The organism is Neorhizobium sp. LjRoot104 (assembly GCF_964253725.1).
In the GTDB taxonomy this organism is placed as follows: domain Bacteria; phylum Pseudomonadota; class Alphaproteobacteria; order Rhizobiales; family Rhizobiaceae; genus Neorhizobium.
On record NZ_CAXURS020000002.1, the window covers coordinates 1,026,200 to 1,041,946 of the forward strand.

Annotated in this window: 15 protein-coding genes and 1 pseudogene; 10 read left to right on the plus strand and 6 right to left on the minus strand. The window is 59.3% G+C overall.

Annotated features, from left to right (window positions below):
* Window positions 1-10: 10 nt before the first annotated feature.
* The 3 genes and pseudogenes from ACSQ8R_RS27025 to ACSQ8R_RS27035 form a co-directional block, all read left to right on the plus strand.
* The gene (locus ACSQ8R_RS27025; protein ID WP_436256415.1) at window positions 11-493 is read left to right on the plus strand and encodes a tripartite tricarboxylate transporter TctB family protein; all 483 of its coding nucleotides are present in this window, start codon (window positions 11-13) and stop codon (window positions 491-493) included.
* A gap of 1 nt (window position 494) precedes the next feature.
* The gene (locus tag ACSQ8R_RS27030; protein ID WP_436256416.1) at window positions 495-2,000 is read left to right on the plus strand and encodes a tripartite tricarboxylate transporter permease; all 1,506 of its coding nucleotides are present in this window, start codon (window positions 495-497) and stop codon (window positions 1,998-2,000) included.
* Window positions 2,001-2,027: 27 nt separating this feature from the next.
* Window positions 2,028-2,174: pseudogene (locus ACSQ8R_RS27035) on the plus strand (Tn3 family transposase); the annotation flags it as partial.
* 35 nt (window positions 2,175-2,209) lie between these two features.
* Here the strand turns inward: ACSQ8R_RS27035 and ACSQ8R_RS27040 are convergent.
* The 5 genes from ACSQ8R_RS27040 to ACSQ8R_RS27060 all read right to left on the minus strand — a co-directional run bounded on the left by ACSQ8R_RS27040 (window position 2,210) and on the right by ACSQ8R_RS27060 (window position 8,093).
* The gene (locus tag ACSQ8R_RS27040; protein WP_436256417.1) at window positions 2,210-3,721 is read right to left on the minus strand and encodes a malonate--CoA ligase; all 1,512 of its coding nucleotides are present in this window, start codon (window positions 3,719-3,721) and stop codon (window positions 2,210-2,212) included.
* Entirely contained in the window at window positions 3,718-5,139 is a 1,422-nt protein-coding gene (locus tag ACSQ8R_RS27045; RefSeq protein WP_436256418.1) for a malonyl-CoA decarboxylase, read from the minus strand. Before ACSQ8R_RS27045 ends, ACSQ8R_RS27040 begins: the two co-directional genes overlap by 4 nt.
* On the minus strand, window positions 5,139-6,452 hold the full coding sequence (locus ACSQ8R_RS27050) for a TRAP transporter large permease (protein ID WP_436256419.1): 1,314 nt from the start codon (window positions 6,450-6,452) through the stop codon (window positions 5,139-5,141). Before ACSQ8R_RS27050 ends, ACSQ8R_RS27045 begins: the two co-directional genes overlap by 1 nt.
* A complete protein-coding gene (locus tag ACSQ8R_RS27055) occupies window positions 6,449-7,024 on the minus strand; it encodes a TRAP transporter small permease subunit (RefSeq protein ID WP_436256420.1) in 576 nt (191 codons plus the stop codon). The genes ACSQ8R_RS27050 and ACSQ8R_RS27055 overlap by 4 nt, the downstream gene beginning before the upstream one ends.
* Window positions 7,025-7,088: 64 nt before the next feature.
* Window positions 7,089-8,093: a TRAP transporter substrate-binding protein gene (locus tag ACSQ8R_RS27060; RefSeq protein ID WP_436256421.1), complete on the minus strand. Its 1,005-nt coding sequence runs from the start codon at window positions 8,091-8,093 to the stop codon at window positions 7,089-7,091.
* A gap of 115 nt (window positions 8,094-8,208) precedes the next feature.
* Between ACSQ8R_RS27060 and ACSQ8R_RS27065 the strand changes: the two genes are divergently transcribed.
* From ACSQ8R_RS27065 to arfA, 7 genes are all read left to right on the plus strand, one after another.
* Entirely contained in the window at window positions 8,209-8,904 is a 696-nt protein-coding gene (locus ACSQ8R_RS27065; protein WP_436256422.1) for a GntR family transcriptional regulator, read from the plus strand.
* A 162-nt stretch (window positions 8,905-9,066) separates the two neighbouring features.
* Window positions 9,067-10,011, plus strand: coding sequence for a shikimate dehydrogenase (locus ACSQ8R_RS27070; protein ID WP_436256423.1), 945 nt, complete (start codon window positions 9,067-9,069; stop codon window positions 10,009-10,011).
* 55 nt (window positions 10,012-10,066) lie between these two features.
* Window positions 10,067-10,246: a hypothetical protein gene (locus ACSQ8R_RS27075; protein WP_436256424.1), complete on the plus strand. Its 180-nt coding sequence runs from the start codon at window positions 10,067-10,069 to the stop codon at window positions 10,244-10,246.
* 149 nt (window positions 10,247-10,395) lie between these two features.
* Window positions 10,396-11,406: an IS30 family transposase gene (locus ACSQ8R_RS27080; protein WP_436256425.1), complete on the plus strand. Its 1,011-nt coding sequence runs from the start codon at window positions 10,396-10,398 to the stop codon at window positions 11,404-11,406.
* A gap of 352 nt (window positions 11,407-11,758) precedes the next feature.
* Window positions 11,759-12,064: a hypothetical protein gene (locus ACSQ8R_RS27085; protein ID WP_436256426.1), complete on the plus strand. Its 306-nt coding sequence runs from the start codon at window positions 11,759-11,761 to the stop codon at window positions 12,062-12,064.
* A 496-nt stretch (window positions 12,065-12,560) separates the two neighbouring features.
* Window positions 12,561-12,857 (plus strand): hypothetical protein, encoded by a 297-nt coding sequence (locus ACSQ8R_RS27090; RefSeq protein WP_436256427.1) that lies wholly within the window; start codon window positions 12,561-12,563, stop codon window positions 12,855-12,857.
* Window positions 12,858-13,158: 301 nt separating this feature from the next.
* Window positions 13,159-14,706: an arabinosylfuranosidase ArfA gene (gene arfA / locus ACSQ8R_RS27095; RefSeq protein WP_436257295.1), complete on the plus strand. Its 1,548-nt coding sequence runs from the start codon at window positions 13,159-13,161 to the stop codon at window positions 14,704-14,706.
* A 39-nt stretch (window positions 14,707-14,745) separates the two neighbouring features.
* On the opposite strand, the gene ACSQ8R_RS27100 is transcribed toward arfA, so the two are convergent.
* Window positions 14,746-15,672, minus strand: a complete 927-nt coding sequence (locus ACSQ8R_RS27100) for an ArsR/SmtB family transcription factor (protein WP_436256428.1) — start codon at window positions 15,670-15,672, stop codon at window positions 14,746-14,748.
* Window positions 15,673-15,747 lie beyond the last annotated feature (75 nt).

Consider the following 15,747-nt stretch of genomic DNA (forward strand, 5'->3'; position numbering starts at 1 on the left):
CGAGCCGCAAATGCAGCGAGGGATCGGAGTAGTTGCGAACATGAACATATCGATTGGCATAAACCGGCTGGCAGGGCTAATTTTCATTTTGATGGGGGTGACGTTCCTGTGGCTCGGGCTGGATTTTGGATTCGGTTCGATGCTGCGGATCGGACCAGGCTTCTTTCCCGTCATTCTCTCAAGCCTTCTAATTATTCTCGGCATCACGGTCTTTGCGAAAAGCTTTCTTGCCGATGAAAGTTTTCACATGCCAAGGGTTGGGCCAATGACGCGCGTGCTTGCGTCAATCGCGATCTTTGCTGCTCTGATGCAGCCGGTCGGGAGCTACATCATCCTCCCGGTGGTCGTCGTGCTTGCGGCGTCGGCCAGCCCCCAGTTCCGCTGGAGATCGGCACTGACCCTCGCAGCGGGAACCACCGTTTGCTCCGACCTGATCTTCCGTGTCGGCCTCGGACTGCCTTTCTACGCCGTCGGCACCTGGTTTGGAGGTTGAGATGGAGCTTCTCTCGCATCTCGCGCTTGGGTTTGAAACTGCTCTTTCGCCGCTTAACCTTTTCTACTGTTTTGCCGGTGTTCTGATTGGGACGTTGATCGGTGTCCTGCCGGGGCTTGGGCCGGCGCCGACGGTGGCGATGCTTCTGCCGCTCTCGTTTGGCTTGCCGCCGGTGTCGGGTTTCATCATGCTGTCCGGCATTTTCTATGGCGCTCAATACGGCGGATCGACAACGGCGATCCTGATCAACACCCCTGGTGAATCCTCCTCCGTCGTCACCGCGCTCGATGGATATCAGATGGCCAGGAAGGGGAGGGCGGGCGAAGCCCTGGCAATGGCGGCGATGGGATCGTTCATCGCTGGCACGATTGCGACCGTCATCATCGCGCTCCTTGCGCCGCCGTTGGCGAAGGCTGCACTTTTATTCGGCCCAGCCGAATATTTCTCCCTGATGGTGTTGGGCCTGATCGCGGCGATTGCTCTTGCGAACGGTTCCGTACTGAAGGCGGTCGCGATGGCCGTTCTCGGCCTTCTTCTTGGTCTGGTCGGGACCGACGTCACATCGGGCGTCCAGCGTTACACCTTCGGCGCGCTGAAGCTCTATGACGGAATAGCAATCGTGGCGGTCGCCATGGGGCTGTTTTCAGTGGCAGAAGTTCTGCGAAACCTGGAAGATCGATCCGAACAGCAAACTGCCGTTACCCAGGTCACCGGCCTTGCGGCGGGGCTCTCACGGCTCCGCGAGGCGCTGGGCTCGATCCTGCGTGGAACCGCGATCGGTTCCATTCTCGGCATCCTGCCCGGCGGCGGCGCGACGCTATCGTCGTTCGCGTCCTATGCAATCGAGAAGAAGATTTCACGCGAGCCCGAAAAGTTCGGCACGGGCGTGCTGCAAGGGCTGGCCGGGCCGGAAGCGGCCAATAATGCTGGCGCGCAGACCTCGTTTATCCCCATGCTGACGCTGGGACTGCCTTCAAATCCGGTCATGGCTCTCATGATTGGCGCCTTGATGATCCACGGCATTCAACCTGGGCCGAATGTGATCTCCGAGCAGCCAGCATTGTTCTGGGGATTGATCGCATCCATGTGGATCGGCAACGCGATGCTGGTCGTGCTGAACCTTCCGCTGGTCGGTCTCTGGGTCAAGCTCCTTACCTTTCCCTACCACCTTCTCTTTCCAGCGATCGTGGTCATCACCTGCATTGGTGTTTTCAGTTTCAACAACTCCATGTTCGATGTCTGGATGCTGCTACTTTTCAGTGTCATGGGGTATTTGCTCGTTAAACTGCGTTGCGAGCCCGCGCCGATGCTGCTCGGCTTTATTCTCGGACCGATGATGGAGGAGCATCTTCGTCGTGCCCTGCTCTTGTCCCGCGGCAGTCCCACGGTCTTCCTCGATCGTCCTATCAGCGCTACGATGCTCGTCATCGCTCTGCTGCTGATTGTTGCGCCGGCCCTATCCGTCGTTCGTAAACGTCGTGAGGAAATATTCGTTGAAGGCGACTAAGATTTCATCGACAGCCGCTGATCTCAAACCGTCCCGCCCATCCGTCCGACGGAAGGCGAGGCGGCCTATGTGCTCGATGGGATATTCGATCAGGACACCGTCGGCGACATCCAGGAACACTTTACTGACACGGGCGGTGCGAATGATGACGTCTTCGGGCTGTTCCCCCTGATCGACGCAGAGACCATAGTAGGCGCAAGGGATGCGGCTCACGCCTGGTAAAGCCCGGCATAGGTCTTGCGCAGCACATTCTTTTGCACCTTGCCCATCGTGTTGCGTGGCAGTTCGGAGACAAACAGAACGCGCTTGGGCTGCTTATAACGCGCGATCCTGTCCTGGAGTGCATTCAGGACATCTTTCTCTTCGAGAGCGGAAGACCCGTCGCGGACGATCACAGCCGTCAAGCCTTCGCCGAAATCGGGATGCGGCACGCCGATGACGGCGCTTTCGAAGACGCCGGGCAGCTGATCGATTTCGCTTTCGACCTCCTTCGGATAGATGTTGTACCCCCCGGAGATCACCAGATCCTTGTCGCGCCCAACGATATGGACATAGCCGTTCTCGTCGATCATGCCGAGATCACCGGTGATGAAGTAGCCGTCGGCTCGGAATTCCGCCGCTGTCTTTTCCGGCATCTGCCAGTAGCCCTTGAACACGTTCGGGCCCTTGACCTCGATCATGCCCGTCTCGCCGTCGGCGACGGGCCTGTCGCTTCCGGGTTCGGTGACCCGCAACGAAACGCCCGGGAGCGGGAACCCGACAGTGCCGGCCACGCGCTCGCCGTCATAGGGGTTCGACGTGTTCATGTTGGTTTCGGTCATACCGTAGCGCTCGAGAATGCGATGACCGGTCATCGCCTCGAACTGGCGATGGGTTTCGGCCAGAAGCGGTGCGGAACCCGAAATGAAAAGCCGCATGTTTGATGTGCGCTCCGGCGTCAAATCCTTGCTCTGGACGAGCCGGACATAAAAGGTCGGCACGCCCATCATGACCGTTGCCCTCGGCATCAGCGACAGGATCTGGTCGGCGTCGAATTTCGGCAGGAAAACCATCGAGGCGCCGGCTAGCAGAATAACGTTCGAGGCGACGAAGAGGCCATGCGTGTGGAAAATCGGCAGCGCATGGATTAGTTTGTCGTCACCGGTGAAGCGCCAGTAGTCACGCAGCGTTGCAGCGTTGGAGAGGAGGTTGTCATGCGTCAGCATCGCCCCCTTCGACCGTCCCGTCGTGCCCGAGGTGTAGAGGATGGCGGCCAGATCGTCGGCGCCCCGCGCGACATTGTCGAAATGGTCTTTCTCCGAGCCAGCAAGCGTCATCAGGCTGCCGCCGCCATTTTCGTCGAGCGTCTCGACCACGGCCCCCTTGACGGATGCCACCGGCAGCAGCGCCGTTTTGCTCTCTGGCGTGCAGACGACGAGGCGCGGCTCCGCATCGCCGATAAAATAGGCGAGTTCGGCCAGCGTATAGGCGGTGTTCAGCGGCAGATAGACCGCGCCGGCCCGAACGCAGGCGAGGTAGAGCATCAATGCTTCAGGGCTCTTTTCCACCTGGGCTGCGATGCGATCGCCGGGTTTGACCCCGAGCCTGATCAGGGCTCCGGCGAGGCGGGCGGACGTCTTGAGCATATCCTCATAGGTGTGCGTTTCGCCGGACAGGGTTTCGATGAAGATCGATTCCGGCCGAAGTTCCGAGCAGATCGCGTCGAAGAGGTGGTTGCTCATGCGCTGAACTCCTTGCTGCCCTTTTCTTTCTGGTTGTCCGACTGCGCGCCCCCGGGGAACGGGATCAGATTGCGGCCGGCGCGATCGGCCGGCACCAACTTGCGGACGGGCGCCGAAGCCACGACTTCGCTGCGCGCGGCAAACGCCTCGTGGTTCTTTTCGATGTCGTCGAAATTGTAAAGATAGTTGACCATCAACCCGTGGGACTGGCGCATGGCGCGCGGCGAACGGTCCGCCAAGAAATTGATCCGCTCCAGCCGCGCGCCATTGCCGAGGTGAAAGCGTGCGACGGGGTCAATCACGCGGCCGCGGGAATTGCGTGCTTTCAGGAAATAGAAGGCCGCCGCCGCAGTCAACACTGGCTGGACCTTCGCCGCAAGCTCGGCGTTGTCAGGCCAGCCGCTCTCCTCGATCACCTCCAATTTCTTCTTGTCGGCGTCCGTCATTGCCTCGGACGCCTCGCTTCGACGTTCGCGCGCCAGCCATTCGCCAAAGCCGGGCACCGGCGACAGCGTCACGAAAGTGTCGAGCCTGGGCAGGTCGCGCTTCAGGTCCTCTACCACCTGCTTGATCAGGAAGTTACCGAAGGAAATGCCGCGCAACCCGTCCTGGCAATTCGATATTGAGTAGAACACCGCCGTCGTGGCATCTCCTTCCGCGATCGGAACACGATCCTCGCGCAGGAGATCGCCGATATCGGCAGGGATGTCGCGGGTCAGGGCGACCTCCACAAAGATCAGCGGATCGTCGGCGAGCTGCGGATGGAAAAAGGCGAAGCAGCGGCGGTCGGGTGGCGCCAGCCTACGACGCAGTTCTTCCCATCCGCCGATGTGATGTACCGCCTCATAGCGGATGATCTTTTCGAGAATATCGGCCGGCGTGGACCAGCTGATCGGCTTCAGCATCAGGAAGCCGCGGTTGAACCAGGACGCAAAAAGATGGGCGAAATCTGAATCGACCGCTTCAAGGTCCGGCAGGTGGGATTTCATCCTCAGCAGGGCCTCGCGCATCCGCACCAAAGTGGCGATACCGTTGGGGGCGAGGTTGAAGCGGCGGATCAGTTCCTGCCGGCGCGGCTCCGCCGCCACATGCAATTCCAACAGCGCGCTTGGAGACCGGTTGTTGCGATAGCTGTCGATCGCCTTTTCCAGAGCCGCCGTGTCCGGCCCGAAACGGGACAAAAGGACGAGCATGAAGTTGCGCTGCCCTTCGGCGTCGAGCCGGCGCCAGTTATCGAGGATATCGGTGGCGAGCGCCATGCCGGATGCTTCGCCGCGACCGGAGAGCAACGCTTCGCAGAGCGCGGCCATGGCCTCGACCGGATTGTTGCCATCGACGCGCGGACCGGGCGACAGGAATTTGCGGCCGCGGTCGGCGATGGCTTGCAGCATGTCTCCAAAGAATGATGTCGTGTTCATCAGACATTCCCTAGCATCTGGTTGGGCAGCCAGGTGGCGATCCCGGGAAACAGGCACAGGATCAGGATCGCGACAAACATCACGACTACGTAGGGCAGCGCCCCCCAGAGGATATCCCGCGTGGGAATCTTCGGTGCGATGGCATTGATAACGAACAGGTTCAGTCCGATCGGCGGCGTGATCAGCCCCACCTCCATGTTGATGGTCAGCACGATCGCAAACCAATACGGATCGAATCCTGCCTGGGTGACGATCGGAAATAGCATCGGGGCGGTCATGACGATGACGGCAACCGGCGGCAAAAACATGCCGCAAACCAGCAGGAAGACGTTGATGATCGCCAGGAGCACCCAGCGGTTGACGTCGAGGTCGGCGATGAAGGTGGCGACCGACTGGGTGATGTAAAGCGACGAGAGGGCAAAGGCGAAGAGTTCAGCCGCCGCCATGATCATCATGATCATCACGCTTTCGCGCATTGCCGAGGAGAAGATGTGCGCGACCGGTTTGAAACGGAACAATCGGTAGGCGATGACGACCACAAGCAGGGTGAGAAGCGCGCCCGCGCCCGCGGCTTCCGACGGCGTCGCCACGCCGCCGTAGAGCACATAGAGCGTGCCGGCTATGATGAGCAGGAAGGGCAGGATGCGCGGCAATGCAGCAAAGCGCTCCTTCATCGTATAGCGCAAACCGGCGCCCTCGAGGACATAGCCCTTGCGCTTGCAGTCGATGATCGCCCAGGCCATGAACATTGCCGTCAGCATGATGCCGGGAATGACCCCCGCCATGAACAGGCGGCCGATCGAGGTTTCGGTGGCGATCCCGTAGACGATCAGCGTCACGGATGGCGGGATAAGAATGCCGAGCGTGCCGCCGGCGGCAATGGAGCCCGTTGCGACCGAATTGGGATAGCCGCGATTGAGCATTTCCGGAATACCCATCTTGCCGATCGCGGCACAGGTTGCGGGCGATGACCCGGTCATGCCGGAAAAGATGGCACATGCGCCGATATTGGAGAGCACCAGCCCGCCCGGCACGCGGTTCAGCCAGCGATCGAGCGCCGTATAGAGATCGGACCCGGCAGGCGAGGAGGCGACCGCTGCCCCCATCAGCACGAACATCGGGATCGACACATAGGCGAGATTGGCGATGCCCGAAAACATGGTGTCTCCGAGAATATAGAAGATATCGAGACCGCTCTGGAAATAGAGTGCGGCGACCGCGGCAAGGCCAAGCGCGAAGGCGATCGGCATGCCGGTGCCAAGCAGCGCGAAGAGCGAGAGGATCATCAGCGATCCGGCGATAGTCGGGCTCATCGCATGACCTCCTTCGGGGTAACGGATTGCTGCGGCGGGACAGCACTCGGCGGGGCCGCATGGGCTTGATCACCGGGAGCGCCCAACGTCTCGCCTGTCAGAAGGGCCAGGATCTTCGCCACATATTGAAGGCAGAGAAGGCCGAAACCCAAAGGCAGCGCCAAAAGCGGCACCCATAGCGGTGGTGCCCATACGCTCGAATGCTTCCAGTTGCCGACCCAGGCATCATGAAACTGCACCCAGCCCGCGACGAACATGACCGCGCAGAACAAAAGGCCGAAGACACTGCCGAGGACCTGGAGGCGGGCGCGGGTGCGATCGCCCACCATCATCTCTACGACATCAACGCCCACGTGACCGCCAGTCAGCAGCACGTAGGGGGCGCCGAGAAAGATGGCGACGGTTGCAGCGAAGACGACAAAATCTGTTTGCCAGATCGTTGCCCACGCAAAGACATAGCGCATCAGGATCATCTGGCAGACGACCAGCATGGCTGCGATGATCAGCGCCGTGGAGATCAGCGCGAAGAGCCGCGAGACCTGGGCAATGGCCTTGATATAGGCCTTTATCATGGGCATGTCCTCAGCATATCGAGACGAAAGGCGGCGCTCTTGCGCCGCCCCCATGCGAAGGCGGTCACTTCACCGCCAGTGCCTTTTCGATCAGCTTGTTGCCTCCTGGAACCTTTTCGGCAAACTTCTTGTAGGCGGACTGCTTCGCGATCTCGAGCCAGGCGTCGTAGTCTTCCTTCGACATTTCGACGACCTGGACACCGGCCTTCTTGTAGGCGTCGATCATCACCTGGTCGCCCTTGCGCACTTCCTCGTTGAAATAGATTTCCGCCTTCTCACCGGCGGCGAGGATCGCCTTCTTTTGTTCCGGCGTCAGCTTGTTGTAGCTCTGCTTCGACATCAGTACCGGCTCGTACATGAACCAGAGGGCGTTTTTGCCCGGCGCCGTCAGGCATTTCGCCTGCTCGTAGAGCCGGTACGAGACGAAGCTCGCCGACGAGGTGTTCGCGGCGTCGAGCACGCCGGTCTGCATGCCGCTGTAGATTTCCGACGACGGCATGGAGGAGATCGAAGCGCCAGCAGTCGCAAGCATTTCCTCGAAAGCCGGACCGGCAGCACGGATCACCTGGCCCTTGATAGTGTCCGGCGAGGTGATGCAGTTCTTCTTGGATGCGAAGGCGCCGGACAACCACGCGTCCGAGATGACCATCGCACCCTGGTCCTCGACGATCTTTTTAATGTCCTTCATGAATTCGGAATCGTTAAGCCGAATGGCCCGGTCGAAATTGCCGACCAGGCCCGGCATCAGCGTTGCGGAAAACTCCGGATGACGGCCCGATGCATAATCGAGCGGGAACGAGGTCAGATCGAGCAGGCCGCGCGTCATCGCGTTCCACTGATCGTTGGGCTTGTAGAGCGACGATCCCGGAAAGACCTGTATCGACAGGCCCACGTTTGCAGCCGCCACTTCGCGGGCGATCAGCTGCACCATTTCGTCGCGGATATCTCCCTTACCTCCGGGAAATTGATGCGAAGCCTTCAGCACCGTCTCCGCCTGGGCGCCAAATGCAGCAAGAGTACCGGCCGCGATGACGACGCTGAACTTCAGCATGCGAGTGAGCTTTTTCATGAATTCCTCCCTTTATCCGGCCTCCCCGCCGGATTGACGGAATGATGCGATTATCTTGCGTGCATTGTCAATAATCTTGTATACGTAAACCACCATCATGTACGCGGAGACTATTTTGAGCGACGCAAGCACATTCCACAAACTGCGCGACGAGATCGAAAATCGAATTCTCACGGGAGAGTTCAAACCGGGCGAGCGCCTGGACGAAACCCAACTCGCTGCCCGCTTCGCAGTCTCCCGGACACCGATCCGCGAAGCATTGATGCAATTGGGTGCGATCGGGCTGGTCGAGATCCGGCCGCGCCGCGGAGCTATCGTCGTCGATCTGGGACCGCAATACGTCTTTGAAATGTTTGAGGTGATGGCCGAACTCGAGGGGATGGCCGGCGCGCATGCCGCGCGCCGCCACACCAACGAGGACCGGGACGCCCTGCTCGCCGCGCATGCACGCTGCGAGCAGGCGATGCTCAGCCAGGACACCGACGCCTATTATTATGAGAACGAGGTCTTCCATCACGCGATTTATGAAGCCAGCCGTAGTGGCTTCCTCAAGGAGCAGTGCGTCGCGCTCCACCGGCGGCTTCGGCCCTATCGGCGCTTGCAGCTCCGGGTTCGCAACCGCATGAAAGTTTCGTTCGAAGAACATAGGACAATCGTGGACGCCATTCTCGCTGGAGAGGACGAGACGGCACGGCGGCTTCTGAGAGGCCATGTCGCGGTCCAGGGCGATCGTTTCGGCGACCTTGTCGTCAATATCGAGCTGATGAAGAGTCGGTCTACGGATCGCAAGGCGGCCCTCGGTAGAAACTAGCGAGGGATTTTCGACGCACCGGATGCTGGAGGGCAATTGATCTAACTAACGAGTTCGTACATAGTAGCCCGAGTGAACAGAGCGCACTTCGACTGGAGGGACCCAACGCCGACAGGCTGCGGGGGGGGCGATGGAGCGCTTCACCACGGGGAGGGGAAACCCATGACGGCGGAGGAATCCGGCTATGGCGGTGCGCAACCGTCACCGGGAGCCGGTATTGGCAAGGGTGTCGTCGTCGGCCTTTTGGGGGCTGGCATCCAGCTGTCGCGCACGCCTCTGATGCACGAGGTAGAGGGCGCGCGCCAAGGCCTGCGTTATATCTACAAGCTTCTCGATACCGACACGCCGGCCTTTTCCAGGCGATCGCTTGCAGATATCATCTGGGCTGCGGAAGCCGCGGGCTTCGCGGGGCTGAACGTGACTTTCCCTTACAAGCAGGCGGCCCTTGCGCATCTCGATGCGCTTTCGGAAAACGCAAGTCGTCTCGGCGCCGTCAATACTATCGTCTTCCGCGAAGGCAAACGGTTTGGCCACAATACCGACCTCTACGGCTTTGCCGAGGGGTTTCGCCGAAACATGTCGGATGTGCCCCGCGACCGTGTCTTGCAGATGGGCGCCGGCGGTGCCGGCAGCGCGGTGGCCCAGGCGTTGATGCAGCTGGGCGTGGCGCATCTTGTCATCAGCGATGTCGATTCCGGCCGGGCGCATGAGCTTGCCGCCAAGCTTGCAGCCCAATTCGGAACGGACCGCGCGACGGCGAGGCATTTTGGCGACGTCGAGCACGAGAGGTTCGACGGGCTCGTCAATGCGACACCGATCGGCATGGCGAAATCTCCGGGCATGGCCGTACCGGCATCCTTTCTCAACGCGGAGATGTGGGTTGCCGACATCATCTATTTTCCGCTGGAAACCGAGCTTCTGCGTGCGGCGGGGGCCTTGGGAGCGCGGACACTTTCCGGGGAGCCGATGGCGATCTTCCAGGCAGTCCGCGCACTGGAGCTGTTCACCGGCCTCAAGGCAGATCCGCAGGCCATGAAGGTCACGTTTGCCTCGTTCAACAAGGGAGGGCTTGCGCCGGTGGGCAAAGGAGCGGGGGACGCCGCATAAGAACCTGCCGCGGCCCGGGGGGCGCGGCATTTCCTGAAAGCAATGGGAGGAGACTATGCTTTTGAAGAAACTGACTTTTGTGCTGGCGGCTGGAGCCGTTATTTTGGCCGGCGGACTTTCAGCACGTGCGGTCAAAGCCGGTGCGATGTATTGTCCGAACGAGGCGGACCGGAAAAATGCATGGATGGCTTCACCAGTGGTGCCGGCGACGACCTGCCGATGGAGCGGCGCATAGCGATCAATGATCGCCGCGGACGTCCCGACTTTCCGACAGCGAGTTCCATAATTCACCTTATGTGATCTTGGCGCGCAGCGGGGTGGGTTCTAGAATGAAGTGCGACTTGCTAATGATCCCAATAGGTTATCAATTGCAAGGACGATGCAATGAAGCGCACCTACTCTCAGATTGGATTGGACGAACGCCGTAAGAATTCCCGTTGGAGGTCGGCGGGGCTCAGTATTGACGCCATTGCAGAGAAGCTCGGAAGGCATCGTTCGACGATTTTTCGCGAAGTCCGGCGCAACATATTCGTCGACAAGGAAGTTCCTGATCTCAGCGGGTACTACTGCGTGACAGCGCATCAGATGGCCTGTGAACGCCGCTTGAAGCTGCGCAAGCTCGCGCGCTACTCGCATGTCCGGCAATCGGTGATCGAGCGGATCGTACACGGATGGTCACCGCAGCAGATTGCCGGACGGATGCGTCTGGAGCACCATCCGATCTCGGTGAGCCACGAGACGATCTACAAATTCGCATACTCGGCCGACGGCCAGGCGATCAAGCTGTGGCGACACCTGCCGGAACGTCGTGCCAGACGCAGGCCAAGACACGCCAGACGCAAGCACGGTCAACGCTTTAGCTCGGATCTGAACATTCTGCGACGTCCCGACACTGTCGCCGACCGCAAACAGTTTGGGCACTGGGAATGCGATCTCATCCAGTTCCGCAAGAAGTTTGGAAAGGCTAATGTCACGTCGCTCGTGGAGCGCGTGAGTCGATTTGCGATCTTCCTGCGTAACAACGACCGTCAGTCACGTCCGGTCATGGACGGTCTGATACAGGCCCTCAAGGCCCTACCCCATCTAGCCCGCCGCTCGATCACCTTCGATCGTGGCACAGAGTTCACGGACTGGCCTTATCTGCAGGCGAGCATCGGCACCCAAACCTGGTTCTGCGACCCGCAATCGCCGTGGCAGAAAGGCACCGTCGAGAATACCAATGGCCGGGTCCGGAAATGGCTTTCGAGAGAAGTCGATCCATTGTCGGTCACAGATGCCGATCTGATCGAGATCTGCAACCGGCTCAACGCAACACCCCGCAAATGCCTTGGCTATCGAACACCGGCAGAAGTCTTCCGCAAGAAACTGCTCGCGCAGATCAGACATGCCGGCTAGCTTGCTGAGCTACAAAAGTCGCGGTTCAGCGTGAACTCACACGGCTATTTAGTAATGCGAGAGTTGGGCCAGTTAGAGATGCGACACTCTCGCCTCTCGACGTTCTGGTCAATGCCAACGTTGGGAGCAAGGATGACGATCTTCAGCCGGGTAGCGAAACCCGAGTTGATAAAGTTGGGAAAGACCGCCACCAACATATCCGATCTCGCGTGCTGCCTTTGATCGACCGGCGTCAGTGGTGAATCGACAGGGTTCTGCAAAGTTTGAGTTGACCGCCTTCGATGGCGAAGCGACAGTTGCAACCCGCGGCAAGGCAGGAGTGCAACCCGCGGCAAGGCAGGAGGAAAAAACCATGGACGAGAAAGACCGCTGGCGCCACATGGCAAGCGCACCGAGAGACGGCAGCCGGATCCTGGTCACGATCCGCCCTTCCGAACAGGGGCCAGCAGAAGTTGATCTCGCATATTGGTCGAATGGCGATCAGTTCGGAGGAGAAGGCTGGCGAGCCTCTGACTCCTCGCCCGGGCACGTCATCGAATATGCTGAGCCGGAATTGAAGTGTTGGATGCCGATGCCCTCGGCCAACCTCAATCGCCTCTCGCTGCCCTCACCGTGGGAGGGCAATGACACCCAGCAGTTCGACGGGTCGGGAATCTAAAAAATCGAGTGAAATAACAACGTGATATAGCATATCATTGCGGACGCGGTTTCATCTTCATCCGATGGTCCTCGGAGGGCATGGGGCATATTTGCCCCGCTCCGGTTTGGGGTCTTGACAGCCGAGCCCGCCTAAGAGTCAGCACACCTCCCATGCGGTATGTCGCTGACTTGGCGGCCACGCGGCAGTTGCGTTGGCTGCCCCCTATTCGCAGCCGCGGCGGGTTCGGATGCTGTGTACCTTCAATCCTTGGTCGGCCGACTCGGATGGTAACTCTACCTCGAGGGCGACACAGATTCAGCCATCGCCGTGGCTGAGTTGCTATTCATCCCAAATCAGAGGCAGTCGGCCAAAAGCCGCCACTAGTCCGCACATCAACGTAGTGTACCATAAGATATGATATAAATCACAAATTCGGTTGACATTCGCAGCCGCGCAGGCAGAATCCGTGCATTCGGATAGCCGATTAGCACGCTGGAACTGGGAGGATAACGGCATGCTTTCGAGAAGAACACTTATGTGGCTCGCGGGCATATTTCCCGCGACAAGGCCGGCGCTTGGGCAAGTGCCGAGCAACGATTTGCCCCGAGAACAGCTGCTGATTCCCGGAAATCCGGAAGGTGCAATCGAAAAATGCCGGATGGTTCAACATTGGGCTATCAATGCTCGCGGTCGGACGACGGGTCTCCATCAGAACGTGATGGAAAACTTTTGGCATATCGACCCCGATCTTGGCATCGACGGTGTCTGGGACAATTCCCTTGCGACGGGAAAACCGGTCTCGATTATCTGAAGTTGGCCGCCGAAGAGATGCCGATCATTTCGCTCACGGCCTACAATGTCTTCGCGACCATGCACATGGCGCATTGGGCCGGTGTCCCGAGCCTCCAAGCCTTGCACCAACCCGGCCGCCAACTGGGGCAACACCAAATCCATGGGGGTCAATTTGAAGCCGACCAAGCCGGCAAAGCGAGAAACTGACAGCGCTGCCTCAAAGCAAGCGCGCATCGCCCCTTCCAACCGCCCTGGAGACAGAGCCGCAATCCCATCAGCGGCAATTAGCCGTTTCCTGAAAGCAAAGTGAGATTGAGATGATCAAGGCCCAAGCCCGGTTCGACCGGGACTTTACCATTGGTGAAACCGACAACCGCCTGTTCGGCGCGTTCATCGAGCATCTTGGCCGCTGTGTCTATGGCGGCATTTTCGAACCTGGTCATCCCACGGCTGACCAGAAGGGGTTCAGGCGCGACGTTCTGCAACTCGTGCGCGAGCTCAACCCAACCATCATGCGCTATCCCGGCGGCAACTTCGTCTCCGGTTACAATTGGGAGGATGGAGTGGGGCCGGTCGAGCAGCGCCCACGTCGCCTCGACCTGGCATGGAAATCCGTCGACACCAATCATTTCGGGACCAACGAATTCATGGACTGGTGCCGGGTCGCCGGCATCGAACCTATGTTGGCTGTCAACCTCGGGACGCGCGGACCCGACGAAGCCCGCCACCTGCTCGAATACTGCAATCATCCTTCCGGCACTCATCTTTCCGACCTTCGCCAGCAGCACGGCTGGAAAAAACCGCACGACATCAAATTCTGGTGCCTGGGCAACGAGATGGACGGCGGCTGGCAGATGGGGGCAAAGACTGCCGAAGAATACGGCCGCATCGCCGCCGAGACCGCAAAGATGATGCGGATGACCGATCCGACCATCGAACTGGCGGCCTGCGGATCCTCCGGACGAAAAATGGCGACATATGGCGAATGGGAAAGGATCGTCCTCGAACACACGTTCGATCATGTCGAGTTCATATCGCTGCACACCTATCTCAACAACTATGCCGACGATACGCCCTCGTTCCTCGCAAGTCCTGACCTGATGGACAGCTTCATCGAAGAAGTGGTTTCGATCGCCGATGCCGTCGCGGCGCGCCGTCGCTCACGCAAGCGCATCATGCTGAGCTTCGACGAGTGGAATGTCTGGTATCGCACCCGGCGCGGCGAACATAACCGCGTCAAGGAAGGATGGCCCGCTGCTCCACCCATCCTGGAGGAGGAATACGACATGCAGGATGCGCTTGCCTTCGGGGGCGCATGCATCTCGCTCCTCAACCACGCCGATCGCGTCAAGGCTGGATGCCTCGCCCAGCTTGTGAACGCCATCGCCCCCATCATGACGGAAACCGGTGGTCCCGCCTGGCGGCAAACGATCTTTTGGCCCTTCTCGGACTTCAGCAATCTTGGCAGGGGCAGCGTTCTCAGAACTCGCGTGGATACGCCGACCTATGCCACACGCTACTACGACCCCACGCACACGGAAGACCTGTACGACAGGGTCGACTCGGTTCCCTACCTCAAGTTCTCGGCGGTGCATTCGGAAGAGAACAAGACAGTCACCCTCTTCATCCTGAACCGGCATCTTTCCGACGATATGCAGATTGATATCGCGGCAACCGGCTTTGGCGGGCTAAAGCTGCAGCGAGCACATTCGCTGCATCACCATGACCTCAAGGCGAGCAATACCAAGAATGAGCCGGACAACGTGGCCCCTCGCAATCTGACGGACATAGAGGTGACGAGTGGCAGTGTCACGGTCACTGTTCCCCCGGCGTCATGGAACGTGGTTCGGTTTGGCGCTTCCCTGTGAAACGAGGTCGAGTACGGATCGTGCTCGCCCCAGCCGTCGTCATGCGAGATGGAGCCGCATGATGATGTCCTGATCGTAGTTGCCGAAGCCGCGACCGAAGATGTTGATGCCCCCTGGGTGGGGGGCATTTTCTTCAATGCCGATTTTCATCCTGATCGAATGATGGTCGGCCAAGCCGATATCGTCGACCGTGACGTTGGAGATCGACACGCCATCGATAAAGGATCCCTGCTTGGTCACGCGCCAAGTCTTCAGCTTTCCGTATTGAGAGCCTTCAAGCTTCCACCACTGTGGCGTATAGACCCCGCGCTTGTCACCATAGTCTCCGGGTGACGTCCAGGTGCCGATGCGATGTTCGTTGATCCACAGCGTTATGTCGGAAGGCCAGTTGACGTTCGTCCCGGGCACTTCAGACGACAGTTCCATGGAGAATTCGATCGCCTCGACCGCCGACTTCACAAGCTTGGCGTTGTTCGGAAACTTGTATTCGACATTGCCGCGCCCGAACCAGATCAGCGCGGCTTGCACCCTGCCGGGGTCCAGAAAAAAATCGGGAACATCCAGTAGGCCTATGACCCCGTCGGGCGAGCAGAGCCCGCATGGTGCCGAAACTTCGCAGCTCGTGTAGAGCCCGAGAGGCATCGCGACCTCGACCTGGCTGTTTCTGGTTGCTTTTTCAGCAGTGTCGAACCGGACGATGATTTCGTCGTATTTTGCGCTGCAAACTTTCTGATTGCCTTTGGTCGCCTTGACGGAAGAGGTCTCGATAAGACCGGCCTCCTCAAGGGTCAGAATGTTCACCGCAACTGTCGACTGCGGCAGCGACAAGGCGGCGCTGATTTCATTGACGTTTAGCTTTCCCCGATCATGGAGAAGCTGGAGAATGTTGACTCGAATGGGTGATGCCAGGCCCTTTAGAACCAAGCTGCCGGTACCAGCGGATACTGTGAGAAAATTAGGCTTCATGGTTCAGGTCATGTCGTTGTCCTTCATCTGTATCAGGGTTTTTGGTTTAGTCAGAGCGAATTTTGGGCGACTGGC